This is a genomic window from Actinomadura sp. KC345 (genome assembly GCF_004348515.1).
Classification (GTDB): Bacteria; Actinomycetota; Actinomycetes; order Streptosporangiales; family Streptosporangiaceae; genus Spirillospora.
This window is the reverse complement of sequence record NZ_SMKH01000096.1, coordinates 1-25,164: the sequence shown is the minus strand read 5'-3', so window position 1 is coordinate 25,164 and position 25,164 is coordinate 1. Positions and strand designations below refer to the sequence as shown.

Sequence of the window (25,164 nt, the reverse complement as noted above, 5' to 3'; positions counted from 1 at the left end):
AACCTGGCCTGCGGGCCCGGGGGAGCGGTCAGGAAGTCCTCCAGGTCGGCGATCTGGGAGAGGAGGACCCGCTCCCAGTCGGCGTACCCGTCAGGCTCGGCGCCGGGGAGGGACAGGTCCTTGGCGCTCCAGGCCGGGTCGAAGGCGGCCGGCGGGGTGGTGGAGGCCGCGGAGAACATCGCCGCGACGTCGTCGGGCTCCAGGCGGGGCCGGGCGGCGAGCGGGGCACTGACCTTCCAGAGCGCCCGCAGGAACGCCGACAGCGACCAGGACGCCGCCCTGGCCTCCTGGCCGAGATGCAGGAACACCAGGTACAGGTCGCGGTTGGTGCGCACGGCCGGGCCGGGCGGGCCCTCGACCCGGTACGCCGGCCCGTGCGGGACGTCGCTCTCCAGGACGAGGATCTGCGCGAGCGCGGAGACGCGCGAGTCGTGCGCGGCCACGTGGAACGTGTTGCCAAGGTCGTCCTGGCGCATGACGTCCCAGGTCTGCATCCGGCCTCCACGGTCAGTGGTGCGGTGACAGGACCCCCGCCCACAAAGTGTCCCATTCCGGCGGCCGACCGTCAGTAGTGGCCATGTCACTTTCCGGACTCGAAGTCGTGACTTCTCGTACAAGCGGTCCGCGCCGGAAACGGGTGGGGGCCCGGCGGCCGGGCCCCCACACGCTCCTGGCGCCCGCTCAGCCCTTGGAGCGGTGGACGACCTGCAGCTCGGTGAACCCGTACAGGCCCCACGGGCCGTTCTCGACGCCCACGCCGCTCCACTTGAACCCGCCGAACGGCTGGTTCGGGGCGAGCGCGAGGTGCGTGTTGACCCAGGCGGTGCCGCACTCCAGCCGCCCGGCGATCTCGGCCGCGCGGTCCGCGTCGGCGCCCCACACGGAGCCGGACAGCCCGAAGTGGGTGCCGTTGGCGCGTGCGATGGCGTCCTCGACGTTCGTGTACTTGACGATCGGCAGGGCGGGGCCGAACTGCTCCTCGTCGACGATGCGGGCGCCGTCCTCGATGTCGGCGAGGATCGTGGGCTCGAAGAAGTAGCCGGGCCCGTCGATGGGCCTGCCGCCCGCGGCGGCGCGGGCGCCTCCCGCGAGCGCGTCGGCGACCAGCTCGCTCACCCGCTCGTACTGCGGCCTGTTGTTGATCGGCCCGTACTGGACGCCGTCCTCCATGCCGTCGCCGACCTTGACGGCCTTGGCCCGCTCGGCGAGGGCGTCGACCACGTCGCCGTAGAGGGAATCGGGGACGTAGACGCGCTTGATCGCCGAGCAGACCTGCCCGTTGTTCTGGAACGCGCCGCCGAAGACCTTGTCGGCGATGGCGGCGGGGTCGGCGTCCTCCAGCACGATCGCCGGGTCGTTGCCGCCGAGCTCCAGCGTGACGCGCTTGAGGTCGGGCGCCGCGGCCGCCGCGACCCGCTTGCCGGTGGCGACGCTGCCGGTGAAGCTGATCTTGCGGGGGACGTCGTGCGAGGTCATCCAGGAGCCGAGCTCGTCGCCGCCGGTGACGACGTTCAGCACGCCGGGCGGCAGGACGTCCCGCAGCACCTCGCCGAGCTTCAGGCTCGACAGGGGCGTGAACGGGGAGGGCTTGAGCACCATCGTGTTGCCCGCGAGCAGCGCCGGGGCGAGCTTCCAGGTCGCCAGCAGCAGCGGGTAGTTCCACGGGGTGATCGCCGCGACGACGCCCATCGGCCGGCGGACGACCTCGACGAGCGCGTTGCCGTCGTCCTGGATGACCTCGCGGGGAAGCTCCAGGTCGGCGAAGTACTTCAGCCACACGCCGGCGGCCACGACCTCCATGGTCCCCTCGGACAGCGGCTTGCCCTGCTCCAGGGTGAGGATGCGCCCGATCTCCTCGGACCGGGCGAACATGACGTCGGCCGCCGCGAGCAGCGCCTTGCGCCGGGCGGACTCGTCGCCGCGCCACCCCGCGTAGGCGTCCCGCGCCGAGGCCATCGCCGCGTCCAGCTGCTCCCGGGACGCGTCGGGCGCCTGCTCGGCCACCTCCCCGGTCGCCGGGTTGATCACGCCGAAGGTTGCGGGCGCGTCCACCGCCCGGCCGTCGATGGTCATCGAGAAGTTCTCGGACACCGTTGGTCCTCCGCTCACGAGGGGTTACCGAACGAGATTCAGTATTCACCCTCCCGCCCCTCTTGACGAGACGGGCGCCCCCGCGGTCGTACCCGCGGGGGCGCCCGTCCGGTCGGGCCGGGGCCGCTTAGGAGGCGAAGATGCGGTCCAGGAGGTCCCGGTAGCCGCGCAGCGCCAGCCGGAGCCGCTCGGTGTCGGCGTGCCCGCGTCCCTCCAGCCCCTCCGAGAGCGTCCGCCGGTGCGCGGCGATGGCGCGCCCGAGGGCGTCGACGGCCTCGGAGGCCAGATCGTCCGCCCTGCGGACGGACCCGCCGGGATCGTCGACGAACGCGGACTGCACCTCCCGCCAGCGTTCCCTGAACCGCTCGGACTCGGCGGGGTCGAACAGCTTCGCCGGGGTCCCGGCGGGGGTCGGCGCCGGCGTGCTCTCCGCCCGCGCGGCCCGGGCGTCGCCGGGAGGCGGGGCGGGGACCGGGTCGGGCGCGGTGTCCGGGACGGACTCGGGCGCGGCCAGGACGGGCGTCTCCGGCGACGGCCCGGCGACGTGGGTGTCACCGCCCCCGCCGGGACCGGCCGTCCCGGCGGCCCAGGCGCGCTGACCGGGGGTGGGGCCGCCTTCCGGCGCCCCGCGGTCGGATCGCCTGTGTTCCATGGAGGTCAGCTCCTCGGGGCCTGGCCGTCGCGGCGTCCCGCCGGCCGCGCGCCGGCGGGGCCGGTCGCGGCGGCGTGCCCCGTCCCGCCGTCGGGGGCCGCGCCGGCGGGCCGGTCCTTGCCGGGGACGGACAGCAGCTCCTCGAACAGGGCGTGGTAGTGCTTCATGGCCTGCCGCAGCTCCTCGGTGGAGGCTTCGTGGTTCGCCGCCCTGCCGCTGATGGCGTGGGCGCCGCGGTAGTGCTCCATCGTGCGGCCGTGCTCCACCGACAGGTGGGCGACCTTCTCCTCGAAGCCGTGCGTCGGGTAGCCGCGCTCGCCCATCACCACGGTGACGAGGCCGTCGGCCTGCTCGACCGCCGCCTCGGGGGTGTCGACGAAGCGCTCCTGGACGCGCCCCCACTGCTCGCGGTACTCCTCGCGCCGCCGAGGGTCGAGGTCGCGCAGCTCCAGCTCGTCATGGCGCTCCTCGCGGGAGCGCAGTTCGCGCTCGGCGGCCGAACGGCCGCCCTCGCTGCGCAGGGTCCGGTCGTACTCCGGGCCGAACCGCCGCTTGAGCCGTCGCGTACGCGCCCTTGTCCGGGCCAGGTGAACGGCCGCGGCCAAGGCGGCGACGACGGCGACGGCGACGACGACCAAAATCGCGGTCGACATTGTCTCTCCTCCAACGTGCGTCGGATCGATTCCACGCCGATGCCCGGAGAAAAGGGTTCAAAACAGAACACCAGGGATCGACCACGCGCGGGTCATGCCCTCGGAGGGAAGAGGCAGCGCAGGCTTCCGACGAGCCGCTCGTCGCCGTAGCCGGCGGCGCGCAGCAGCCCGGTCCCGCGCTCGTCCCAGCGCCAGGCGCACGCCACGTCCACGCCGGTGCGCGCGAGCGCCGCCCTGACCTCGGACTCCTCCGGCTTGGAGCCGTGGGCCGCGCGGACGGCGGCGGTCAGCGTCTTGCGGTCGTCGATGAACCGCTGCGAGACCGGCAGGCTCCTCAGGTAGTGGCCGTTGGCGTTCACGGCGTGCGTGCGGACGGTCAGCAGCGGCACGGACCGCATGGCGGCGGGCGGCATCAGCACCAGCCCGCCCGGCCCGGCGAGCCCGATCACGTTCCGCGCCGCCCCGACCGACGTCCCCGAGGCCTTCCAGGCCGGCTGCCCGACCACGGCCGAACCGTTCGAGGCGGACCACACCGGGACCCCGCCCGCGATCAGCGCCGCGGCGAGCGCGGCCGCCGGGGCGCCCGCCGCGAGCAGGCGGACGGGGCGCGGACCCCTCCGGGCGACGGGAAGCCGCACCGTGGCCAACAGGCCGATCAGGACCGGCGCGGGAACGAGCCACATCGTCCGCCACAGCACCTGCCCCGCGCCCGACAGGTCCGCGGTCACGCCCAGCACCCCGGGCAGGACGAGCGCGGTCAGCCCCGCCGCGACGCCGGCCGTGATCAGCGCGGGAACGCCGCGGCGGGCGGTCAGGGGCGACAGCCACAGGGCGCACCCGGCCAGCACTCCCAGCACGGACTGCTGCAGCACCCACTCGTAGCTCCCGGCGCCGTCGTGCACCGTGCCGGCCACGCTCGTGTCGTCGTTGAACAGCATGACCATGAGGCCGGCGGCGAGCGGGTAGACGGCCGCCGCGCACGCGGCGACGCCGGTGCGCACGCGCCCGGCGGCGACCAGCGGGACGGCGGCGGCGCCCGCGACCAGGGGCACCACGAACGCGGCCGACGAGGTGAGCCCGACCGCCGCGACGCCGGCGGCCGCGAGCAGCGCGAGGTCCGCCCGCGAGCGCCGCTCCGCCCACCGGGTCATGTAGACGAACAGGAGCGGCAGCAGCACCGACACCAGGATCGCCTTGCCCTGCCACATGCGCAGGAGGTGGAACGAGCCGAGCGAGGCCGTGCTGGTCCCGCACCACAGCAGGTAGGTCGCGGCCACCGCGAAGCACGGGACGGCGCGGCGCGGCGCCCACGTGCGCACCAGCCGCCACAGCGCCCAGATCGCGAAGAAGGTCGCCGCGGGCAGCACCAAATACCACAGGAAGGAGGCCGCGGGGACCCCCAGCAGCCGCGCCACGGCCCCGGCGAGGACCTCGATCGAGGACACCGGCGGCTCGCCCGCGATCTCGTCCGCCGTCCCCGGGGTGAAGATGACGTCCTTGAGCGGGATCTCGCCGGTCGCCGCCGTCGCCACCGAGCGCGAGACGAAGTAGGCGTCGTCGCCGTCGGAGTTCACGATGAACAGCGAGGCGACGGCGAACCCGGCCCCGGTCAGGAGCGCGAGCGGCGTCCCCCAGCGGGTCTCCCGGGCCCGGTCGTCCTCACCGTCGGGCTCCCCGGACGCGGGCTCCTCGGTCCCGGGAGGCCGGTCACCGCCGCGCGGCCCCCTGAACAGGAGGAGCAGGTAGGCGGCGGACGCGGCGGCGCTCACGGCCCCCGGCGCCCACGTGCACCACCACGGGACGCCCGAGGTGTTCAGCCCCGCGCACGTTCCCGCCACGAGCCCCGCCGCCACCGAGATCACGGCCAGCGAGCGCGGTGGGGGCGCCGCGGCGGGCCCGGAGTGCTCCCGCCACGGCGGCCCGCTCTCCCACCACCCGCGGCGGGCGCCGTACAGGGCGGCGATCGCGGCCGAGGCCGCGAGCCACCCGAGCAGCAGGACCCAGGTGGGCGGGCGGAGCAGCAGCCCGAGGTGGTAGACGACGGTCCAGGCCGCGAAGAGGAGCACCGCCCCGTCGGTGACGCCGTCCATGAGCCGTGCCGTCCGCGTCTCCCCTTCGCGGCGGCCGCTGCTCGTGCCGGCGGCACGGTCCAGCACCTCGATCACCTGGGTCCCCCTTCGGCGCATTCGGGCATGCCGCCGTACCGCTCTGCCGGCGGGGAGGCCGAGACCGGGAGCACGATGCCCTGAACGATCTTGTTATGTGTGTTGGACGCGTTGCCCATACCCGGAGTTCACACCTTCAGCCGCCGAATACGGGTGGTGGATTATCAGAGATCGCCTCTCTCGGATAATCAGTGCGGATTTACTGCGCTATGCCCGATCTGCATGTTCTGATTGAGGCGCTATCGGACCTTTCGCGCCCGGCGGGCGCGTGCGAATGGATGTGATGCGCGGTGCGCCATGCGTTCGGCTTCTTCCTCGGCGTCCTGCTGACACCCGCGCTGGTGTACGGCGCGGCCTGGGGATACGTCCAGGCCGGTCAGTCCTTCGACGGCACCGGGCAGGAGATCACCGACCGCACCCGCATCTACGGGGCCTTCGCCCTGCTGGCCGCCGTGGGCCTGGTGATGGGGGTGATCATCGTCGCCCGGTGGGCGTCGCCGCTCGTCTCGCTCGTCCCGGCGCTGGTGCTGCTCGGCTTCTCGGCCTACTTCCTGGTCGACCCGGACCGCGTCCTCGACCTGCCGGGCAAGGTGCCGCCGGCCGGGGACATGGACTTCGGCCTGCGCATGCTGCTCGGCTCCGGCGTGTACGCGATGATGGGATTCGCGCTGCTGATGCCGGCGTGGGCGCCGCGCCGCTGGAGCTCCCACCGCGACGAGGACGCCGCCGGCATGGACTTCTACTCCGGGATGGAACGCCGGCCCTCCAGGAACGGCCCCTAGGACGGACCTGGGAGGCCACCGGGCGATCCCGTCGGCCGGTACGCGTGCTCGCCCCGGTAGAGGCCTCCGAGCACCTCCTCGATGCCGGCCTCCCGCAGGGAGATGTCGCGGACCTCGTGGTCGCGCGCCAGCTCCGCCACCACCGCCGCCGCGTTGGCCTCGACGGGCAGCCGCAGCCATTGCCGCGGCCCCTCCACCCGCTCCGTCTCGATCCCGTCCAGCCTGATCGGCGGTCCCGGCCGCGCCAGCTCCACCATGAGCAGCCGGCCGGCGTCCACGGTCCGGCGCAGCTCGTCCAGCCCGCCGTCGTAGGCCAGCCGCCCGTGGTCGATGATCATGACGCGGCGGCAGAGCCGCTCGATGTCGCCGAGATCGTGCGTCGTCAGCAGGATCGTGGTGCCGCGCTCGGCGTTGATCCGCTCCAGGAACTCCCGGACGGTCGCCTTGCTCACCACGTCCAGGCCGATCGTCGGCTCGTCCAGGACGAGCAGCTCGGGATCGTGGAGGAGGGCGGCGGCCAGGTCGCCGCGCATCCGCTGGCCGAGGCTGAGCTGGCGGACCGGGGTGTCCAGGAACGGTTCCAGCTCCAGCAGCGCGGTCAGCTCGGCGAGCCGCCCTCGGTGCGCGGCCGCCTCGACCCGGTAGAGCCGCCGGACGAGGGCCAGGCTGTCGCGCAGCGGCAGGTCCCACCACAGCGTCGTCCGCTGCCCGAACACCACGCCGAGCCGGCGGGCCAGGGACGTGCGCCGCCGCGACGGGTCCAGCCCGCACACCCGCAGCGAGCCGGACGACGCGGTGAGGATGCCGGTCAGCATCTTGATCGTCGTGGACTTCCCGGCGCCGTTCGGGCCGAGGTAGCCGACGAACTCGCCCGGCTCGACGGTGAACGACACGCCGTCCACCGCGCGCACGGCCGTCCGCGTCCGCCGCAGGCCGCCGGAGCGCCTCCGGACGGTGAAGGACTTGACGACGTCCCCCGCCTCGATCATCGGCACCGGTATCAGCTCCCCGTCGATCGGTAGTGCCGCAGGCCCGCCCGCCACGCCAGTGCGGCGACCGCGCACAGCACGGCCGCCACCGCCGGGGACGCGAACCGCGCCGCGCCGGGCAGCCCGAGCGGGTCGGGACGGTCCAGGACGTACAGCGCGGGCTGCCAGTTGACGAACGCCAGCGGGACGACGAAGGTCACCCCGCGGACGAAGTCCCGCCCGAACATGGTCATCGGGTACTGCGTCAGGAACGCGCCGCCGTAGGTGACCGACTTGCCGGCGCCGTGGCTGTCGACCAGCACGAACTGCACCGCGCCCGCCAGCACCCACAGGGCCGCGAAGATCACCGTCCCGGACAGCACCATGACCGGGATCATCGCGGCCCGTCCCGGAGTCCAGGCCACCTCCGCCCGGGGCAGCGCGAACGCCAGCATCGCTGCCGCCGGGACGAGCTTGCCGAAGCGGCGGGGCGAGAACTCCTCGGTCGCGACCTGGACGAGCGGGCTCACGGGACGCACGAGCATCGCGTCCAGCGTCCCCTGCCGCACATGCTGGCCGAGCCGTTCGGTGGTGCCGAGCACGATGTCCGAGAGCCCGAACGAGAGCGCGCTCGTCCCGTACAGGAACAGCACCTCCGGGGCGCCGAACCCGGCGATGCGCGGGGCCTGGGAGAACAGCAGCCCGATCGCGGCGGCGTCCAGCCCGGTGACGACCGCGGTGGCGAGTGCCAGCAGCACCATCGACACCGGGTACTGCGCCGCCGCCCGGATCCACGTCCAGGCGAGCAGCCCGTACATCCGCACGGCGCCGGCCGGTGCGTCACCCACCGTGCACCACCAGCTTCCGCCGTGCCGCCCGCGTCAGCAGCGCGCCGGCCCCGAGCAGGACGGCGGCCCACGCCGCCTGGAAGCCGAGCGCGCCGATCAGCTCCGCACCGGTGTGCCGGCCGAGGAACACGTCCGCGGGCACCTGTATCTGGGCCGCCCACGGCAGCGCCTGCGCGACCGTTCCGAGCGCTCCCGGGAACACGACCAGCGGCAGGATCATCCCGGAGAAGAACAGCGACATCACGAGCGTGACGGCGTGCAGGCCGCGGTCGTCGTGCAGCCAGAACATCCCCAGCGCGACCAGGTAGCGGAGCCCGAAGCTCACGGCCGCGGCGAGCACCACGGCCGCCGCGAACGCGGCGAGGCCCGCCGGCCCCGGCCGGCGGAACGGGAAGACCAGCGCCCCGGCCGCCAGCGGCGGGCCGGCGCGCAGCACCAGCGAGGCCGCGGCGCGGCCGAGGTCGTCGGCCAGCCACCAGCCCTGGAGCCCGGCCGGCCGGTGCAGGTCGATCGCGACGTCGCCGTTGCGGATGCGCTCGGTGAGGTCCATCCCGCCGAAGATCTGGACGGGGCCGATCAGCGCCTGGGTGATGAAGCAGAAGGTGACGGCGTCGGCGGCGTCGTACCCGCCGAGGGCGGGACGCTCCTCCCAGAGCGCCAGGAGCACGTACGCGCGCATGAACCCGAAGACGGTGCTGGTGACCGACTCGGTGACGGAACCGAGCGGGTACGCGGTGTGACGGCGGAAGCCGTACCACCACACCCATGGAAGAACGCCCACTTGCCCGGAGTCTAAGCACGCGGGCCGGGCGGCACCACGTAATTTCGCACAGAGCGGCGGGGCCCGGGAGGAGAAACCAGAAGGCCCCCGCGGGTGTAGGGACGCGGGGGCCTCCGGGGCCCGGGGGATCAGACCGGAAAGCGGGACCGGATCAGTGGAACTGGCCCTCTTCCGTCGAACCCTTCAGCGCCGTGGTGGACGAGTCCGGGTTGATCGCGGTGCTGACCATGTCGAAGTAGCCGGTGCCGGCCTCGCGCTGGTGCTTGACCGCGGTGAAGCCCTTCTCGGCCGCCGCGAACTCGCGCTCCTGGAGGTCGACGTAGGCGGTCATGCCCTCGCGGGCGTAGCCGTGGGCCAGGTCGAACATGCCGTAGTTGAGCGCGTGGAAACCCGCCAGGGTGATGAACTGGAACTTGAAGCCCATGTGGCCGAGCTCCCGCTGGAACTTGGCGATGGTGGAGTCGTCCAGGTGCGCCTTCCAGTTGAAGGACGGCGAGCAGTTGTAGGCCAGCATCTGGTCCGGGTACTCGGACTTGACGGCCTCGGCGAACTTGCGGGCCTGCTCCAGGTCCGGCGTGCCGGTCTCCATCCAGATGAGGTCGGAGTGCGGCGCGTAGGCCTTGGCGCGGGCGATGCAGGGCTCGATGCCGTTGCGGACCCGGTAGAACCCCTCGGCGGTGCGCTCGCCGGTGATGAACTCGCGGTCGCGCTCGTCGACGTCCGTCGTGATCAGTGTCGCGGCCTCGGCGTCGGTCCGCGCGATGATCAGTGAGGGCACGTTCGAGATGTCCGCGGCGAGGCGGGCGGTGGAGAGGGTCTTGATGTGCTGCGAGGTCGGGATCAGGACCTTGCCGCCGAGGTGGCCGCACTTCTTCTCGGAGGCCAGCTGGTCCTCCCAGTGCACGCCCGCGGCGCCCGCGGCGATCATGCCCTTCATCAGCTCGAAGGCGTTGAGCACGCCGCCGAAGCCGGCCTCGGCGTCGGCCACGATCGGGGCGAGGAAGTGGGTGTCGCCCTCACCCTCGGCCCACTGGACCTGGTCGGCGCGCAGCAGCGCGTTGTTGATGCGGCGCACGACGGCCGGGACCGAGTTCGCCGGGTAGATGCTCTGGTCGGGGTAGGTCTGGCCCGCCAGGTTGGCGTCCGCCGCGACCTGCCAGCCCGACAGGTAGATGGCCTTGAGACCCGCCTTGACCTGCTGGACGGCCTGGAGCCCGGTCAGCGCGCCGAGGGAGTGGACGTAGTCCTCCTCGTGCAGGAGCTTCCAGAGCCGCTCGGCGCCGAGGCGCGCGAGGGTGTGCTCCTCCTGGACCGAACCGCGGATCCGCACGACGTCCTCGGCCGTGTAGGTCCGCTCGATGCCCTTCCATCGGGGGTCGGTCTCCCACTGTCGCTGCAGCTCCTCGGCTGCGCCCTTGAGGCGACTGTCATTCATCGTCTCGCCCTTCCGTGTCGTCCCCTGGGTGCTTGCCGTCGACTATGCCCCGGCCGCAACCCCTTAATGAACTCGCGAGTAACAGAAGAACCGCGAAATTTCCGCTACCATGAAGCCGTGACGACCTTGCGGCCAGAAGAACCCTTCAACTTGACGAGTGATCTAGATCTCGTGACGTTCGGGCAGCGGCTCCGCCATCTGCGGCGCGGCCGGGGCCTGACGCTGTCGGAGCTCGGTGAGCGCGTCGGCCGCGCGCCGTCCCAGCTCTCCCTGCTGGAGAACGGCCGGCGCGAGCCCAAGCTGTCGCTGCTGCAGTCCCTGGCCGCCGCGCTGGAGTGCCCGGTGGAGGAGCTGCTGCGGCGCCAGCCGCCCAGCCGCCGCGCGCAGCTGGAGATCGAGCTGGAGGAGGCGCAGCGCGACCCGCTCTACCGGACGCTCGGGCTGTCGCACCTCAAGGTCGGCAAGCGGATGCCGAACGAGGTGATCGAGCACATCCTCGCGCTGTACGGGGAGCTGAAGCGCAGCCGGACCAAGCCGACCGCGAGCCCGGAGGAGGCGCGCAAGGCCAACGCCGAGCTGCGCCGCCAGATGCACGAGCGCGGCAACCACTTCGCCGACATCGAGTCGATCGCCTCCCAGACCCTCGACGCGGTCGGGTACCGGCGCGGCGCGGTGTCGCCGGGCCTGCTGATGACGCTGGTCGGGCACTTCGGCTTCAGCCTGCAGTACGTCCAGGACCTGCCCCGCTCGGTCCGGTCGGTCACCGACCTGCGCAACCGGCGGATCTACCTGCAGCGCGAGCAGCTCGGCATGCACACGCCGCGGACGATCCTGCTGCAGACCCTCGGCCACATCGCGCTGGACCACGACCAGCCGCGCGACTTCGCCGACTTCCTGCGCCAGCGCGTCGAGGCCAACTACTTCGGCGCCGCGATCATGATGCCCGAGCGCAGCGTCGTCCCGTTCCTGCAGGAGGCGAAGGCCGCGCGGGAGCTGTCGGTGGAGGACCTCGCGGACGTCTTCTCCGTCTCCTACGAGATGGCCGCGCACCGCTTCACCAACGTCGCGACCCACCATCTGGACCTGGACCTGCACTTCACCAAGAACGACGAGAACGGGATCATCTACAAGGCGTACGCCAACGACGGCCTGCTCTTCCCGCAGGACGAGGACGGCGCGATCGAGGGCCAGCGGATGTGCCGCGAATGGGCCGGGCGGCACGTGTTCGGCGCCGAGGACCGCTTCTCGGTCTACTACCAGTACACCGACACCCCCAAGGGCACGTACTGGTGCCTGTCGCACATCGACCCCACCCACGAGCGCGACTTCGCCATCACGCTGGGCGTCCGGTTCGAGGACTCGCGCTGGTTCCGGGGCCGGGAGACGTCCCGGCGCCGCAAGTCGTCCTGCCCGGACGGCGACTGCTGCCAGCGGCCCCCCAAGGCGCTGTCGGACCGGTGGGAGGGCATGGCCTGGCCGTCGGCGCGCGCGCACTCGCACGTCCTGTCGGTCCTGCCGCCCGGCGCCTTCCCCGGGGTGGACGACGCGGACGTCTACGAGTTCCTGGACAGGCATGCCGCCGAATGACCGGCGTGTTGTTCTCCTGTTAACTCTTCGTGTCGGTCCGTCCCACCCCGTGCCACCAGTGAATGTTCTGGGAGGATCTGGCGTTTCCTAGTGGTGAGGGATGGTCCGCACGGAGGGAGAGCGCGTGCTGCCTGAGGTGGCTTCGTGGTTGCGCCGCCGCACGAGCGCGGCGGAGGACTGGCCGCCGGGCCTGGTGCTCGCCGCCAAGGGCGACACCAGGATCAGCGTCGTGCTGCCCGCGCGCGACGAGGAGGCGACGGTCGGCGCGATCGTGGCCGCCGTCCGGACGGAGCTGGTCGAGCGGATCCCGCTGGTGGACGAGATCGTGGTGGTCGACTCCCGCTCCGCCGACCGGACCGCCGCCGTGGCCGCCGCGGCCGGCGCCGAGGTGGTCCACCAGGACGCCGTCCTCCCGGACCTGGGCCGCATGTCCGGCAAGGGCGAGGCGCTGTGGAAGTCGCTGGCGGCGACCTCCGGGGACCTGATCGTGTTCGTGGACGCCGACCTGCGCGAGTTCACCCCGTCCTACGTGACCGGGCTGCTGGGGCCGCTGCTCGCCGACCCGTCCGTCGGCTACGTCAAGGGCTGCTACGACCGCCCGCTCGCCGAGGGCGGACGGCGCGTCGAAGGCGGCGGGGGCCGGGTGACGGAACTGGTCGCCCGCCCCCTGATCAACCTGCACTGGCCGCTGCTCGCCGGTGTCGTCCAGCCGCTCGGCGGCGAGTACGCGGGGCGGCGCACGCTGCTGGAGCGGCTGCCGTTCGTCACCGGCTACGGCGTGGAGCTCGGCCTCCTGCTGGACATCCACCAGGACTCCGGCCTGGACGCGATCGCGCAGGTCGACCTCGGCCGGCGGGTCCACGCGCACCAGTCGACCGAGGCCCTCGGCGCGATGTCGGGCCAGATCATGCTGACCGCCTGGTCGCGGCTGGAGCGGCACGGCCGGATGGTCCCCCTCGAAGCCCCGTCCACCGCGCTGACCCGGTTCCGCCGCGGCGCGGACGGGCACGATGCCCACACCGCCGACGTCGCGGTGGGGGAGCGGCCCCCGATGATCGAGGTTCCCGGCTACGCCGCGGCGCGCTCGTTCTCACCCGGCCGCAGGTGACACCCCCGGTGTGACTCCGGCCACGGTGTTACCCACGGTAACGCCGAATGGTGCTACCGTTGGTAACAGCGATATTGGAGAGAGGGTCTATTAATCATGACGAGCGCGGAGCCGGTGCCGTTCTCGCTGGAGCCCAGTGAGGACGTACGCGAGGTCAGGGACTGGGTGCACGAGTTCGCCAGGGACGTCATCCGTCCCGCGGCAGAGGAATGGGACGAACGCGAGGAGACGCCCTGGCCGCTGATCCAGGAGGCGTCCAAGGTCGGCCTCTACTCGCTCGACTTCTTCGCCACCCAGTGGCTGGAGCCGACCGGACTCGGCATCCCGGTGGCCTTCGAGGAGATCTTCTGGGGCGACGCCGGCATCGGCCTGTCGATCGTGGGCACCGGCCTGGCCGCCGCGTCCGTCGCCGCGGTCGGCACCCAGGAGCAGATCACCGAGTGGGTGCCGCAGATGTTCGGCACCCCCGACGACGTCAGGCTCGGCGCGTTCTGCTCCTCCGAGCCCGACGCCGGCAGCGACGTCGGGGCCATCCGCGCCCGCGCCGTCTTCGACGAGGCGAAGGACGAGTGGGTGCTGAACGGCACCAAGACCTGGGCCACCAACGGAGGCATCGCCGATGTTCACATCATCGTGGCGTCCGTGCACCCTGAGCTCGGCAGCCGAGGCCAGGGCAGCTTCATCGTCCCGCCGAACACCCCCGGGCTGCGGCAGGGCCAGAAGTTCAAGAAGCACGGCATCCGCGCCTCCCACACCGCCGAGGTGATCCTGGAGGACGTGCGCGTCCCGAGCCACCTGATCATCGGCGGCAAGGAGCGGTTCGACGAGCGCATCGCGCGGACCCGCGAGGGCAAGAGCTCCAAGGGCCAGGCCGCGCTGAAGACGTTCGAGACCACCCGCCCGTCGGTCGGCGCGATGGCCCTCGGCGTCGGCCGCGCCGCCTACGACTACGCGCTCCAGTACGCCCGCGAGCGCGAGCAGTTCGGCAAGAAGATCGGCGACTTCCAGGCCATCGCGTTCAAGCTCGCCGACATGAAGTGCCGCATCGACGCCGCCCGCCTCATGGTGTGGCGGGCCGCCTGGATGGCCCGCACCGGCAAGGACTTCGAGAACGCCGAGGGCTCGATGGCCAAGCTCATGGCGAGCGAGATGGCCGTCAACGTCACCGAGGAGGCCATCCAGGTCCTCGGCGGCAACGGCTACACCCGCGAGTACCCGGTGGAGCGCATGCACCGCGACGCCAAGATCTTCACGATCTTCGAGGGCACCTCGGAGATCCAGCGCCTCGTCATAGGCCGCACCGTCACCGGACTGCCCGTCAGATAGTACCTGGCCTGCGTCGACGTCCGGTGCGCCCGCTGACCGCGTCCAGGGGGCGCACCGGGCCTGCCCAGCCGCGAATCCGGCCAAAGCGGCGATCGGGAGACGTCTGGGAGATTGCCATCAGGCCCCGGTCTCCCAACGCGCGGCGAGCAGCTCGTCCAGGAGCGGCACCGGAGACGTCGGCGCGAGCGTGAGCCGCTCGTCGAGCGTCTGCTCCCACCGCGCCTGGTGCCGCGCCTTCAGCTCGTCTCGCATCATCTGGGAGACGTGGGCGTAGGTCCCGCCGATACCCGGCATGGAGTGCCCCACCGGTCATGCGTGAGGATCGCGGGGGTGCCGGCCTCGTCGAGCCACACCCTGTGGGAGTGCCGCAGCTTGTGCGGGGTCAGATCCTTGCCGGTCGGCAGCCACGACGCCAACTCCAGCTCCCGGACGTGCCCGGCCTCCCGCGCGGCGGCAGCGCGCGGCCGGTGCGTGTGGCGTCCCCGGCAGGTGGCTTGCAGGGCTCCCCGGCCAGGGCTGGGCAGTGGGGGCAGTCCACGGCGCGGGCGTCGACCTTGGGGAGGTCGTGGCGGGGGATGCCGCGCACGGCCGGGGGTGACCAGTCCGGACCGACCGCGGCGGGCCAGACCGGGGTGACCGGTTCACCGGGCCACCCGGCCACCATGTCGACGAGGACGGGCCGGGCCGTGGCGCCGCCGGACCGGCCGGGCCGGGCGGCGCGCCACGGTCAGGGCGTTGGCGGCCTGCTCCCACGGGTGGTCGGTGTAGGTGCGGTGCAGGGGTGCCCACCGTGCTCGGCGAGGAACAGGAACCGGCCGCCGCCGCTGCCGCAGCCGTCCCCTGGGCAGCCGCACCCCATCGGCGGTGTCACCGCCATGTGCCGCGCGAGGAGCTCGGTCAGGAACGGCGGCAGGTCGACCGCCGCGGGTGGGAAGCCCGCCGCGCCCGCGCGGCTGAAGGGGGGCCAATCCGGCACCGTCGGCGGCACGAACGGGCACAAGCTGAAGGTCACGCCGCTCGGCATCCTCTACAACCAGGGATCACCGGACGCCGGCGCACTCGAGAACGGCGTGTTCGTCGTCCTCGCACTCAAGGCCGAGGCCGTGGGGCAGGCCGACACCATCGCCGCGCCGATCACCGGCGGCGGCTTCATGTGGCAAGGCGAGAACGCCCAGAAGATCAGCGGCACCGAAGGCGGCGCGACCAGCACGGCATGGGTCGGCTCGGTCAACGAGTTCTCCAACATTCCCGTCCAACCCGGCGAACCCGAGATCGGGATCGAGACGTTCGACATCCCGGCGAAGGGCGGCCGCCTCATCTACGTCGACCCGGCGACGATGGCAGGCCATCGGCGCCACCCCGGAACCCGGGACGAGCGCGGCGGCGGCCAGCAGCTCGCCCGAAGAGACGCGCCGCGCATCCTCCGGCGAGACGCCACCCGCGAACCGAAAGCGGCGACCATCACGGACGGGACGTGGCGTGTCCCCGACGAGGTCAAGCCCGGTACCTGGCGCACCCGCGGCGGGGAGGGCTGAACTGGGGCGCGGCTCAGCGGGTTCTCCGGCCGCACCGACGACATCCTCGCCAACGAGATCGCCGAAGGCGCGGCCATCGTGACGATCAAGACGGGCGACAAGGGGTTCCTCACCAAGCGGTGCGGCACTTGGAAGCGCGTCACCCCTGCCACGGCCAAGCCGAAGAAGACCACCGCCGCGCCGAAGCCCAGCAAGACCAGGCCGCGCAGGACCCGGGCACCGACGGTCGACACCCGCTACTCCACCTGCGCCGAGGCGAACCGCGACAACCTCGGCCCCTACCGAGAAGGCGTCGACCCCGAGCACGGCTGGTATCAGGACCGCGACGGCGACGGCATCGTCTGCGAGCCGGCCTGATGCCCCGCTGGCTCGTCCCCGCCTGCGCGATCGCCGCACTGGTCGTCGGTGTGGCCGCGTTCGCGCTCACCATCCGCCAGGAACGGACCGGGCAGGCCGTGCCCGCACCGACGGTCTCGGTGACGACCACCGTCACGGCCACCATGACCGCCGCCCCCAAGCCACGACCGACCGCCACCCGCACCGTGACGGTGAACCGCTACCCCATGTGCGGCGGGGAGATCGGGCAGCCCCCCGAACTAGGGGGCATGACGCAGGAGCAGGCGCTCGCTGCAGAGCGTGCAGGCGGCTGCGTCTGGCACCCGTAGGCGCGCTCGGCCGCGACGCGCCGAGCGACCTGCTCACCCTGGATACCCCCTGCGGTCACGCACGTGCTGTATGTAGTGCACACCTTTGAGAAAGGGCTTGACCGGGCGAATCGAGCGATCCCACCGGGAGCCGTCGGAAGCTTTAAGCCACCGCGGGGCCGTAGTCGATCCGGCCTGCAGCCCCGCTGCCAAAGGGCGCTGTCGGAACTCGTCGACTTTCCGCGCCCACACGCCGCCCAGCACTGTCGGAACTCACGCGTATCCGCTTCCAACTGCCCTCGACAAAAGCCATGCCCCGCTCCGGTGGCCGACTCCAGGGGCCTTGGCACGGTCATCACCAAATCCGTACAACCGAGAGGACCTCAAAATGATCTACGAGACCGCCGTGAGCACCTGGCAGGTGCGCGGCAGCAACGGATCGTCCACCACCTTCAAGCAGTCCAAGTTGGAGGTTCGGGAGCACAAGACCGGCGCCAGTCTGCTCGTCTTCTGGGTACACCCTGAGGGCGGACGCAGGCTGATCGCCGCCCACGAGGCGAACTGGTCGTTCGAGGAGGTCGACGAGTCGGTCGCCAAGATCGCCAAGGTCGCCAACGTCGACGAGTCGGCCGCCGCCACGGACCCCGAGGGGGACATCGTGGCGGGCGCCCAAAGCGACTACCGGCCGAAGTAGGCCGAGAGTAACTGCGACGTTCGCTCGCTTCATCGGAAGGGCCCGGCATCAGCCGGGTCCTTTCTTTAAGCCGAGTTCGCCAGCAGCATCCGTCGAAGAGTGCGGGGCATTCTCGTGGTTAACGGCCGGTGCGGGCTGCGGTCTCGGTACGGATGCGCGCAGCAGCCTCTCTCCCCGCGCCGGTGAGGAAGCATCACCACGTCCACGTCGGCCTCCCGCACCAGGCGGGTCAGCATGCCCGGGTGGTGCATGCCCGCGCCGATCGCGCCGACGACACCTTCGGCGCGCAACTCGGCCAGCGCCGGGTGACCGTCACGCAGCGCGTCCTCGAAGTGCTCCTCGGCATCGTGCAGATACAGCACATCGATCCGGTCGACGCCGATGCGGGCGAGGGAGTCCTCGACGCTGCGCCGGATGCCGTCGCGGGAGAAGTCCCACACCCGGCGGTGGGTGGCCGGCACAGCGAAGCCCTCGTCCATGCGTCCGCCCGGATCCTGGGGCACCAGCAGGCGGCCGGCCTTCGTCGAGAGCGTGAACTGCGATCGCGGCATCCGGCGTAGCAGGTCGCCGATGCGGCGTTCGGAGTGGCCGATGCCGTAGTGCGGCGAGGTATCGAAGTAGCGGATCCCCGCATCCCAGGCCGAAGCCAGCGCCTGTGCCGCGGTGGAATCGTCCAGCGGGGCGAACAGGCCGCCGAGCGGGCCGCCCCCGAATCCGAGCTCGGTGACCTCGACTGCGGTGCGGCCGAGCTTGTGAATACGCGTTCGGCGCCACTCCTTTATTTGGGGAGCCGGCTCGCTGCCAGGCTCTTCAGTGTCGATGCGACCTGCAGCGTCGATGCAGCCTGCAGAGCTGGTGCGCATTCAGACGCCGAGGAGTCGCGATACGTATCGTGTTTACGAACCGTCCCGTCAATGCCAGGAAGGAGGTCATCCGAGCGAGCCCGTGGATCCCCCGGCCACCCGACGCGACGGTCGGGCATCACGGCTGATTCGCCGCCAAGAACCCCACACGAAGGATCGAGGTTAGACGTCATCTCATTTGGTGAGGCGGTGACAGATCAGGGTGGCGGCGATGGCGACGAAGGCCAGGAAGTGTTCGGGTTTGCGTTCGTAGCGGCGGTGCAGGCGGCGCCAGCCGCTCAGCCAGGACACCGTGCGTTCCACCACCCAGCGGTGTCGGCCCAGCCGATCGGAGGACTCGATGCCGCGGCGCGCGATGCGCGGCGTGATGCCCCGCCTGCCAAGCCAGCGCCGCAAGTCGGCGTAGTCGTAGCCCTTATCGCCGTGGAGCTTGCCGGGCGGCGCCGACGCGGGCCACACCGGGAGCGGATCGGCGCGATGCCCCGCACCAGCGGCTCCAGTGCGAGCTTGTCGTGGGTGTTGGCCGCCGAGATCCCGACAGGCAGCGGCAGCCCGGCACGATCGGCCAGCAGATGGATCTTCGACCCACGCTTGCCGCGGTCGACAGGATTCGGGTCCGTCAGGTCCCCCCCTTTGGCCGCACGGACGCTGACCGAGGCGATCGCGCACCGCGACCAGTCCAGGTCCCCACGCGCGCCCAGCTCGCCCAGCACGAGCCGGTGCAGCTTGGCCCAAACCCGCGCGGCGCTCCACTCGGTGAAGCGCCGGTGCGCAGTGGGACCCGACGGCCCGAACACCGGCGGCACCTGGTGCCAGGTGCAACCCGTGGTGGCCACGAAGATGATCGCCGCCAGCACCTCACGATCCCCGTACCGCCGCCGACCACCGCCCTGCGGCCGCGTCGGAGCAGGCGGCACCACCCGCCGGAACAACTCCCACAACTCCTCGGGCACCAGCCGCTCGACCATCTCCACGACCGCAGGCAGCCGCTCCCCACCCAAGCCGGTGAGGTCATGACCGTGATGGGACACCGGCTATCCCGATCCGGACCGGTGGAGCATCGTCCTGGACGCCAGCTTCGAAGGGGGATCTTCCACAGAACTTTATTGTACCGCCGGTCGCCGTCCTCATGGGCCGCCTCCACGGGCGCTGACCTCGCTGAACCCGGCCGAACGGGGCCGCTTCGTCGCGAACTAGAATCGACGTCGATGTCGAGTTAGGATCCCTGTGTGCGCGGGGAGGATCGCCCGTGCGCGGCACATCCCGGATCCGGGCGAGGAGGTCACCCCGTGGATAACTCACGTATAGCCGACGTCATCGAGATCGAGCAGTTGCTCGCGCGCTACGCAGCGGGCATGACGATGGATGACGTGGACGCGGTGCTGGCCGTGTTCGCGGCGGACGGCTGGTACAGCGCCTTCGGGGAGAAGTACGGGCCCGGGGACTTCCCGTCGCTCATGGTCGCCGCCCCGAAGGGGGTGTTCACCGTGAGCACCCCCGCGATCGAGTTCGACGGGGAGGACACGGGCACGGGGGTGCAGCCTCTGTGCTTCGTCGCCCAGGCCGACCATTCGATGCGGATCGGCTACTACACCGACACGTACCGGCGGACTGCGGACGGTTGGCGCCTGCAGACCAGGGCCATGACGTTCCTGCGCCGCGACGGCTCCAGGAACTCCGGCCGCCCGCACGACCCCCGGCGCCCGGTGCCGGGACAGAAGTCCGCGGGCTGAGCCGTGGATCTGCAGGAGTTCCGCGTCGGCCTGGACGCGTGGCTCGACGAGCACCGGCCGGAGCTCGAACCCCGGCACGGCCTGGACGTTTCGCTCGACGAGGAGATGGAGCACCTGGCCAAGGTCAAGCGCCTGGCCTACGACGCGGGCTGGATGCGGTGGGGGTGGCCCGAGCGCGTGGGAGGGCTCGGCGGGTCCACGCTGATGCGCGCCTACCTCGGGGAGGCGCTCGCGTTCCGGGATCTGATCGAGCCGGGCATCTACTCCATGACGGAGGTCCTGGCACCGACGATGATCGAGTTCGCGCGTCCCGGGCTGGCCGCGGAGATGGTGCCCCGGCTGCTGCGGGGAGACGAGACGTGGTGCCAGGGGTTCTCTGAACCGGGCACGGGCAGCAACCTGGGCTCCCTGGCCTGCCGCGCCCGCCGCGAGGGAGACGAGTGGCGGGTCAGCGGCCAGAAGGTGTGGACGAGCCTGGCGCAGTTCGCCGACCGCTGCGTCCTGCTCACCCGGACGGGGACGCCCGAGTCGGGGAGCCGCGGCATCACCGCACTGTTCGTCGACATGGACTCGCCGGGGATCACCGTGCGCCCGATCCGGGCGATGCACGGGCGCGACGAGTTCTGCGAGGTGTTCTTCGACGACGTGCGGGTGCCGTTCGACCGCACGCTCGGTGACGTGGACGGCGGCTGGGCCGTGGCGATGGACCTGCTGCCCTACGAGCGGAGCACGTCGCTGTGGCACCGTGGCGCCTATCTGCGTCAGCGCCTGGAGAGCCTGCTCGGCGCCGCGCCGGACGGCGCGCTGGACCCCGCCGCGCTGGGCGAGGTGGCCCAGATGGTGTTCGCCTTCCAGGCGCGTTCCCGGGGAACGCAGTACCGGATGGCGCGCGGCGAGCGGCTGGGGCCCGAGACGTCGATCGACAAGGTCATGATCGCGACCACCGAGCAGGCCGTGTTCGACCTCGTCGCCGACGCGGTGCCGGCCGTCATCGCCGTCGGCGACGACGCGGACGGCGACCGGTGGCGCACCGAGTTCCTGTACTCGCGGGCGGCGACGATCTACGGCGGGAGTGCCGAGGTGCAGCGCAACATCATCGCCCGCCGCCTGCTGGACCTGGGGGTGGACCGATGATGGACGCGGAGACCGCCGATCTGCTGGCGCAGAGCTTCGAGCGGGCGTTCCGGGGCGGGAGCGTCGCGGCGGTCGAGGCGTCGCTGGACGAGGTCGGCTGGCGGGAGGCGCTCCAGGCCGAGGGAGCCGCGGTCCTCGCATCGCTGTTCGCCCGGCAGGGCGCGGCGAACGCGGCTTCCGGCGCGCTGGACGACGTGCTGGCCGCGGCGCTCGGTTCGCCGCCCGCGGCCGGTACGGCGGTCGTCCTGCCGGAGTTCGGGCGGCAGACGGCGCCGGGCTCCGTCCGGAACGGCGAGCTCGCGGTGCGCGGCCTTGGCACCGTGCGTATGGCGGCGGCCGGCTCCGCGGTGGTGGTCGCCGAGGAGGACGGCGTGCTGCGTTCCCTCATCGTGGAGACCGGGAAGCTCCGGATCCGGCCGGTCGGCGGAGTCGACCCGCGCCTCGGGCTGGCCAGGGTGGACGCCGAGGGCGTCTCCGTGCCGGCCGGTTCCGAGGTGGCCGGTTCCGAAGCTGACTGGGGGGACGCGCTGGCGGTCGGCCGGTCGGCACTGGCGCACGAGCTGGTCGGCGTGAGCCGGACGATGCTCCGGCTCGCGCGCGAGCACGCCCTGACCCGCGTCCAGTTCGGGCGGCCGATCAGCTCCTTCCAGGCCGTCCGGCACCGCCTGGCCGAGAGCCTGTTCGCGATCGAGACCGCGGACGCCGCCGCCGCGGCCGCGGCGGAGGCGGAGGCGGCGGACCGGGTACTGGCCGCCGGGATCGCCAAGTCGCTCGCCGGGCGCAACGCACGCACGGTGGCGCGCCACTGCCAGCAGGTGCTCGCCGGGGTGGGGTTCACCGAGGAGCACGAGTTCCACCGCCACTTCCGGCGCGTCCTCGCCTTGGACGGGCTCCTCGGCGACGCCCGGACGCTGACGCGCGAACTCGGGGAGGAACTGCTGCGCACCCGGCGCATGCCGGCCGTGCCGCCTCTCTGACCGCCCGGAAACGCGAAGGAGCCCCTCCCGGACCGGTCCGGGAGGGGCTCCTTCGGCGTTCAGACGGCTCCGTGTTCGTCAGTCCGTGTCGGCCCGCTTGGACAGTTGCTTGTCCAGGGTCGCCCGCAGCTCCGGTGAGAGGAAGGACCGGTCCTCAGCGGCGATCGCGAAGTCGAGCGTGGCGAGGACGGCGCGCTCCAGGTGCAGGTTGAGGATGCGCTTGGTGTCCTCCAGCGCCCGGCGCGGCAGTGCCGCGAGCTTCCGCGCGCACGCCATGGCGGCGGGCATCACCTCGTCGTCGGCGCAGACGTGGTTGGCGAGACCGATCTCCGCCGCGCGGCGGGCGGGGATCCGCTCGCCGGTCAGCGCGTACTCCTTCGCCAGTTGCAGGCTCGTCAGCAGCGGCCAGGTCACCGGGCCCCCGTCGGCGGCGACGAGCCCGACCATGACGTGCGGGTCGGCCAGGTGGGCGCTCTCGGCCATGTAGACGATGTCGGAGAGCGCGACCACGCTGCAGCCGAGGCCGACGGCGGGCCCGTTGACGGCGGCGACGATCGGCAGCCGGCACTGAACCATGCCGGTGACGATGCGGCGGGCGTCGACGAGGGTCTGCCGCCGGAGGCCGTCGTCCTTGGTGAGGGCGTCGAGGTAGGAGAAGTCGCCGCCGGCGGAGAACGCGCGGCCCGCCCCCGTGAGGACCACGGCGCGGGCGCCGTCGTCCGCGTCGAGCAGGGGGAACAGCGCGCCGAGGCCCTCGTGGAGGGCGTGGTTGGTCGCGTTCAGGTTCTCGGGACGGTTGAGCGTCACGATCCTGATGGGCCCGTCCGCGGTGACCTGGATCTCCGGGGGCAGATCGGGGAGGCTCATGAGAGCGGGAGCCCCAGGATCCGCGTCGCCACCAGGTTGCGCTGGATCTGCGACGTCCCGCCCATCACGCTCTGCGCCCGGCTGTACAGGTACATTCTCAGCCACGTGTCCTCCTCTGCGCCGCCGGTCACGTTGCTCACGCCCAGCGCGGCGTGCCCGACGGCCTGTTCGACCCATGTCATCAGGAGCTTGTCCACCGAGCCCTCGGGGCCGTGCGAGACGCCGCCGAGCCGGTCGGAGAGCCGTCGGCAGACGTGCAGCCGCAGCATCTCGGCCTCGACGATCGCCCACGCGACGTCGCGGACGTTCTCGCTGGTGAACCGCTCCGGTTCCGCGCGCACGGAGTCGACGAGCTCGTTGACCGCCTTGCTGTAGCGCGCGACGTAGCCGAGCTCTCCCGGCTCCCGCTCGTGGCTGACCACGGTCATGGCCAGCTTCCAGCCCTCGCCCGGTTCCCCGATCATGTCGGACGCCCTCGCGACCGCGCCGTCGAAGGAGACCTCGCCGAACTCCCGGGTCACCCCGTTGATCATCTTGAGCGGGCGCTGCTCGATGCCCGGCTGGTCCATCCGTACGGCGAACGCCGACAGCCCGCGGTGCTTGGGGAGGCCCGGGTCGGTCCGCGCGAGGACCAGGCACCAGTCGGCGCTGTCGGAGTAGCTCGTCCAGACCTTGTGGCCGGTGATCACGTACTCGTCGCCGCGGCGCTCGGCGCGGGTGCGCAGGGACGCCAGGTCCGACCCGGCCTCGGGCTCGCTGAACCCCTGGCACCAGCGCTGCCGGCCGTTGACGATGCCGGGCAGGAAACGGCTCTTGACGTCGGCGCTCCCGTGCCGCAGCAGGCCCTGGACCAGGTAGCCGAGGCTCGGCCGCGGCGGTGCGCCGGCCGCGGCGAGCTCCTCGTCGACGATCGCCTCGTACACGCTCGGCAGGCCGTGGCCGCCGATCTCCTCGGGCCAGGACAGTGCGAAGAAGCCGGCGTCGTAGAGGGCCTGGTGCCAGGGCGCCTGCCCGTCCCAGTACGCGTCCGACGTCGAGGACGCCGGAAGGTCCGGATTGTTCTCCGCGAGCCACGCGCGCAGCCGCCGCCGGAAGGCGGCCTCGTCGGGGGAGTCAGCGAAGTCCATCGTGCACGCCTCCAAGTTTGCGGTGGGCGGCCACCCGGTCCAGGTTCGCGCCCACGTCGCCGAGCATCTGGGTCGACAGGAAGGCTCGCCGCAGGTGGACGTGCGCGAAGCACTCCCAGGTGTTGCCGATGCCGCCGTGCACCTGGATGGCGGTCTCGCACACCGCGCGGGCGGCGCGTGCGCAGTAGGCCTTGGCCACGGCGGCGGCGTCGAGCGCCTCGCCGGCGGGCAGCGTGTCGGCCGCCCAGGCGGCGTGCAGCGCGACGCTCTTGGACCCCTCGGCCGAGACGAAGGCGTCGGCGAGCATGTGCTGCACGCTCTGGAAGGTGCCGATCGTCACGCCGTACTGCTGCCGGACGATCGCGTACGAGCGGGCGAGGCGCACCGCGCCGCGCATCGTCCCGACGAGGTCGGCGCAGGTGAGGGCGATGGCGAGGGCCGTCCACGTCTCGATGTCCGCCTCGGTGAGGGGGCCGCTCGCGCCGTGCCGCCGTTCGAACGGCGCGCGGTCGACCGTGGCGATGGGGCGGGTGAGGTCACGCCCCGGCGCCGCGCCGGTCACCGGCACCACCGCCAGGTCGTAGCCTTCGCCGTTGCGGGCCAGAGCGAGGGCGGACGCGGCGCTCCGGGCGTCGACGGCGACGCCCGAGCAGAGCGTGTCCCCGTCCTCCACGACGGCGAGTCCGGACAGGTCGGGGCTGAGCAGGACGGTCTCGGCCCCGGCGGGACCCGGCGCGGCGGCGCGGCGGCGCAGCTCGGCGGCGAGGGTCGGGCCGAAGAACGGAGTGTCGGCCGCTACGCGCCCGAGTTCCTCCGCCACGATCGCGGCCTCGACGGCGGACGCCAGCGGCAGCTCCCCGTCGGCGGGGGTGCGCAGCTCGCGCCAGCCGGAGCCGGTCACGGCCGTGTCCAGCCTGGTGGCGCGGGCCGGGTCGTCGAGTTCGGCGACGGACTTGGGAGCGAGGTCGTCGACGAGCCGGGCCGCGGCTTCGCGCAGCGCCTGCTGCTCGGGGGAGAGTCGGACGTCCATCAGTGCTCACTCCGAAGGCCGTCTCGGCGGCCGGGCGTCCACCCGGGGGAGGGGGGAGAGGGAACCGTGCTCCGGGAGCGGAGCCGGATTCGCGGGGGCGTGGCCCGGCGCGCTGCGGGACGGCCGCAGCCCGGCGAGCGCCGCGGTGCGGCCGCGGCGGGGGC

26 protein-coding genes are annotated in these 25,164 nt (G+C 72.4%); 11 read left to right on the top strand and 15 right to left on the bottom strand.

The window, feature by feature from the left end; genetic code table 11:
• From E1281_RS17935 to E1281_RS17915, 5 genes are all read right to left on the bottom strand, one after another.
• The coding region (locus E1281_RS17935; RefSeq protein ID WP_131879611.1) for a hypothetical protein at positions 1–494 on the bottom strand (494 nt) is incomplete at its 3' end.
• 187 nt (positions 495–681) lie between these two features.
• Positions 682–2,091, bottom strand: a complete 1,410-nt coding sequence (locus E1281_RS17930; RefSeq protein WP_243717064.1) for an aldehyde dehydrogenase family protein — start codon at positions 2,089–2,091, stop codon at positions 682–684.
• Between the two features lie 127 nt (positions 2,092–2,218).
• Complete coding sequence (locus E1281_RS17925) at positions 2,219–2,743, bottom strand: hypothetical protein (protein ID WP_131879609.1); 525 nt, start codon at positions 2,741–2,743, stop codon at positions 2,219–2,221.
• A gap of 5 nt (positions 2,744–2,748) precedes the next feature.
• Positions 2,749–3,396, bottom strand: a complete 648-nt coding sequence (locus E1281_RS17920) for a hypothetical protein (protein ID WP_207943335.1) — start codon at positions 3,394–3,396, stop codon at positions 2,749–2,751.
• A 92-nt stretch (positions 3,397–3,488) separates the two neighbouring features.
• Complete coding sequence (locus E1281_RS17915) at positions 3,489–5,561, bottom strand: DUF6077 domain-containing protein (protein ID WP_131879607.1); 2,073 nt, start codon at positions 5,559–5,561, stop codon at positions 3,489–3,491.
• A gap of 290 nt (positions 5,562–5,851) precedes the next feature.
• Between E1281_RS17915 and E1281_RS17910 the strand changes: the two genes are divergently transcribed.
• Positions 5,852–6,343, top strand: a complete 492-nt coding sequence (locus tag E1281_RS17910) for a hypothetical protein (protein WP_207943334.1) — start codon at positions 5,852–5,854, stop codon at positions 6,341–6,343.
• Here E1281_RS17910 and E1281_RS17905 read toward each other — a convergent pair.
• The 4 genes from E1281_RS17905 to aceA form a co-directional block, all read right to left on the bottom strand.
• Positions 6,340–7,332 carry an ATP-binding cassette domain-containing protein gene (locus E1281_RS17905; protein WP_131879619.1) on the bottom strand — a complete coding sequence of 331 codons (993 nt, stop codon included), beginning with the start codon at positions 7,330–7,332 and terminating at the stop codon, positions 6,340–6,342. The genes E1281_RS17910 and E1281_RS17905 overlap by 4 nt on opposite strands.
• Before the next feature lie 11 nt (positions 7,333–7,343).
• Positions 7,344–8,159, bottom strand: coding sequence for an ABC-2 family transporter protein (locus tag E1281_RS17900; protein WP_347813290.1), 816 nt, complete (start codon positions 8,157–8,159; stop codon positions 7,344–7,346).
• Positions 8,152–8,940, bottom strand: a complete 789-nt coding sequence (locus E1281_RS17895; RefSeq protein ID WP_131879605.1) for an ABC-2 family transporter protein — start codon at positions 8,938–8,940, stop codon at positions 8,152–8,154. The genes E1281_RS17900 and E1281_RS17895 overlap by 8 nt, the downstream gene beginning before the upstream one ends.
• A 151-nt stretch (positions 8,941–9,091) precedes the next feature.
• On the bottom strand, positions 9,092–10,375 hold the full coding sequence (gene aceA, locus E1281_RS17890; protein ID WP_131879603.1) for an isocitrate lyase: 1,284 nt from the start codon (positions 10,373–10,375) through the stop codon (positions 9,092–9,094).
• 150 nt (positions 10,376–10,525) lie between these two features.
• Here aceA and E1281_RS17885 point away from each other — a divergent pair, with 150 nt between their 5' ends.
• From E1281_RS17885 to E1281_RS17875, 3 genes are all read left to right on the top strand, one after another.
• Complete coding sequence (locus E1281_RS17885) at positions 10,526–11,962, top strand: XRE family transcriptional regulator (RefSeq protein ID WP_131879601.1); 1,437 nt, start codon at positions 10,526–10,528, stop codon at positions 11,960–11,962.
• A gap of 124 nt (positions 11,963–12,086) precedes the next feature.
• On the top strand, positions 12,087–13,070 hold the full coding sequence (locus tag E1281_RS17880; protein ID WP_207943333.1) for a glucosyl-3-phosphoglycerate synthase: 984 nt from the start codon (positions 12,087–12,089) through the stop codon (positions 13,068–13,070).
• Positions 13,071–13,166: 96 nt separating this feature from the next.
• Complete coding sequence (locus E1281_RS17875) at positions 13,167–14,396, top strand: acyl-CoA dehydrogenase family protein (RefSeq protein ID WP_131879598.1); 1,230 nt, start codon at positions 13,167–13,169, stop codon at positions 14,394–14,396.
• Between the two features lie 117 nt (positions 14,397–14,513).
• On the opposite strand, the gene E1281_RS40315 is transcribed toward E1281_RS17875, so the two are convergent.
• Positions 14,514–14,690, bottom strand: a complete 177-nt coding sequence (locus tag E1281_RS40315) for a hypothetical protein (RefSeq protein ID WP_165958981.1) — start codon at positions 14,688–14,690, stop codon at positions 14,514–14,516.
• A 581-nt stretch (positions 14,691–15,271) separates the two neighbouring features.
• Between E1281_RS40315 and E1281_RS17870 the strand changes: the two genes are divergently transcribed.
• The 4 genes from E1281_RS17870 to E1281_RS17855 all read left to right on the top strand — a co-directional run bounded on the left by E1281_RS17870 (position 15,272) and on the right by E1281_RS17855 (position 17,269).
• A complete protein-coding gene (locus E1281_RS17870) occupies positions 15,272–15,931 on the top strand; it encodes a hypothetical protein (RefSeq protein WP_131879596.1) in 660 nt (219 codons plus the stop codon).
• Positions 15,932–16,009: 78 nt separating this feature from the next.
• Complete coding sequence (locus E1281_RS17865) at positions 16,010–16,288, top strand: excalibur calcium-binding domain-containing protein (protein WP_165958980.1); 279 nt, start codon at positions 16,010–16,012, stop codon at positions 16,286–16,288.
• Positions 16,288–16,596, top strand: coding sequence for a hypothetical protein (locus E1281_RS17860; RefSeq protein WP_131879592.1), 309 nt, complete (start codon positions 16,288–16,290; stop codon positions 16,594–16,596). The genes E1281_RS17865 and E1281_RS17860 overlap by 1 nt, the downstream gene beginning before the upstream one ends.
• A 367-nt stretch (positions 16,597–16,963) precedes the next feature.
• Positions 16,964–17,269 carry a hypothetical protein gene (locus E1281_RS17855; RefSeq protein WP_131879590.1) on the top strand — a complete coding sequence of 102 codons (306 nt, stop codon included), beginning with the start codon at positions 16,964–16,966 and terminating at the stop codon, positions 17,267–17,269.
• Between the two features lie 65 nt (positions 17,270–17,334).
• Here E1281_RS17855 and E1281_RS17850 read toward each other — a convergent pair whose 3' ends face one another.
• Together E1281_RS17850 and E1281_RS17845 are read right to left on the bottom strand one after the other, a co-directional pair.
• A complete protein-coding gene (locus E1281_RS17850) occupies positions 17,335–18,132 on the bottom strand; it encodes an aldo/keto reductase (RefSeq protein WP_207943332.1) in 798 nt (265 codons plus the stop codon).
• A gap of 174 nt (positions 18,133–18,306) precedes the next feature.
• A protein-coding gene (locus tag E1281_RS17845) for an IS5 family transposase (protein ID WP_131879615.1) occupies positions 18,307–19,100 on the bottom strand; the annotation gives its coding sequence in 2 pieces (ribosomal slippage) (positions 18,307–18,566 and positions 18,566–19,100; 795 coding nt in all).
• Between the two features lie 321 nt (positions 19,101–19,421).
• Between E1281_RS17845 and E1281_RS17840 the strand changes: the two genes are divergently transcribed.
• The 3 genes from E1281_RS17840 to E1281_RS17830 are packed head-to-tail and all read left to right on the top strand — an operon-like array spanning position 19,422 to position 21,976.
• Positions 19,422–19,865: a nuclear transport factor 2 family protein gene (locus tag E1281_RS17840; protein WP_131879588.1), complete on the top strand. Its 444-nt coding sequence runs from the start codon at positions 19,422–19,424 to the stop codon at positions 19,863–19,865.
• 3 nt (positions 19,866–19,868) lie between these two features.
• Complete coding sequence (locus tag E1281_RS17835; RefSeq protein ID WP_131879586.1) at positions 19,869–20,999, top strand: acyl-CoA dehydrogenase family protein; 1,131 nt, start codon at positions 19,869–19,871, stop codon at positions 20,997–20,999.
• Positions 20,996–21,976 (top strand): acyl-CoA dehydrogenase family protein, encoded by a 981-nt coding sequence (locus tag E1281_RS17830; protein WP_207943331.1) that lies wholly within the window; start codon positions 20,996–20,998, stop codon positions 21,974–21,976. The genes E1281_RS17835 and E1281_RS17830 overlap by 4 nt, the downstream gene beginning before the upstream one ends.
• A 78-nt stretch (positions 21,977–22,054) precedes the next feature.
• On the opposite strand, the gene E1281_RS17825 is transcribed toward E1281_RS17830, so the two are convergent.
• From E1281_RS17825 to E1281_RS17815, 3 genes are read right to left on the bottom strand one after another with little or no spacing between them, the layout of a single operon-like run.
• Positions 22,055–22,843, bottom strand: a complete 789-nt coding sequence (locus tag E1281_RS17825; protein ID WP_131879585.1) for an enoyl-CoA hydratase/isomerase family protein — start codon at positions 22,841–22,843, stop codon at positions 22,055–22,057.
• On the bottom strand, positions 22,840–23,970 hold the full coding sequence (locus tag E1281_RS17820) for an acyl-CoA dehydrogenase family protein (RefSeq protein WP_131879583.1): 1,131 nt from the start codon (positions 23,968–23,970) through the stop codon (positions 22,840–22,842). Before E1281_RS17820 ends, E1281_RS17825 begins: the two co-directional genes overlap by 4 nt.
• Entirely contained in the window at positions 23,957–25,000 is a 1,044-nt protein-coding gene (locus E1281_RS17815; RefSeq protein ID WP_131879582.1) for an acyl-CoA dehydrogenase, read from the bottom strand. The genes E1281_RS17820 and E1281_RS17815 overlap by 14 nt, the downstream gene beginning before the upstream one ends.
• Between the last annotated feature and the right edge of the window lie 164 nt (positions 25,001–25,164).

Coding starts and splice junctions, on each gene's coding strand:
- E1281_RS17925 (WP_131879609.1), bottom strand. CDS start 2,743: ATGGAACACAGGCGATCCGACCGCGGGGCGCCGGAAGGCGGCCCCACC.
- E1281_RS17920 (WP_207943335.1), bottom strand. CDS start 3,396: ATGTCGACCGCGATTTTGGTCGTCGTCGCCGTCGCCGTCGTCGCCGCC.
- E1281_RS17905 (WP_131879619.1), bottom strand. CDS start 7,332: ATGATCGAGGCGGGGGACGTCGTCAAGTCCTTCACCGTCCGGAGGCGC.
- aceA (WP_131879603.1), bottom strand. CDS start 10,375: ATGAATGACAGTCGCCTCAAGGGCGCAGCCGAGGAGCTGCAGCGACAG.
- E1281_RS17875 (WP_131879598.1), top strand. CDS start 13,167: ATGACGAGCGCGGAGCCGGTGCCGTTCTCGCTGGAGCCCAGTGAGGAC.
- E1281_RS40315 (WP_165958981.1), bottom strand. CDS start 14,690: ATGCCGGGTATCGGCGGGACCTACGCCCACGTCTCCCAGATGATGCGA.
- E1281_RS17870 (WP_131879596.1), top strand. CDS start 15,272: ATGTGCCGCGCGAGGAGCTCGGTCAGGAACGGCGGCAGGTCGACCGCC.
- E1281_RS17860 (WP_131879592.1), top strand. CDS start 16,288: ATGCCCCGCTGGCTCGTCCCCGCCTGCGCGATCGCCGCACTGGTCGTC.
- E1281_RS17855 (WP_131879590.1), top strand. CDS start 16,964: ATGATCTACGAGACCGCCGTGAGCACCTGGCAGGTGCGCGGCAGCAAC.
- E1281_RS17850 (WP_207943332.1), bottom strand. CDS start 18,132: ATGCGCACCAGCTCTGCAGGCTGCATCGACGCTGCAGGTCGCATCGAC.
- E1281_RS17830 (WP_207943331.1), top strand. CDS start 20,996: ATGATGGACGCGGAGACCGCCGATCTGCTGGCGCAGAGCTTCGAGCGG.
- E1281_RS17825 (WP_131879585.1), bottom strand. CDS start 22,843: ATGAGCCTCCCCGATCTGCCCCCGGAGATCCAGGTCACCGCGGACGGG.
- E1281_RS17820 (WP_131879583.1), bottom strand. CDS start 23,970: ATGGACTTCGCTGACTCCCCCGACGAGGCCGCCTTCCGGCGGCGGCTG.
- E1281_RS17815 (WP_131879582.1), bottom strand. CDS start 25,000: ATGGACGTCCGACTCTCCCCCGAGCAGCAGGCGCTGCGCGAAGCCGCG.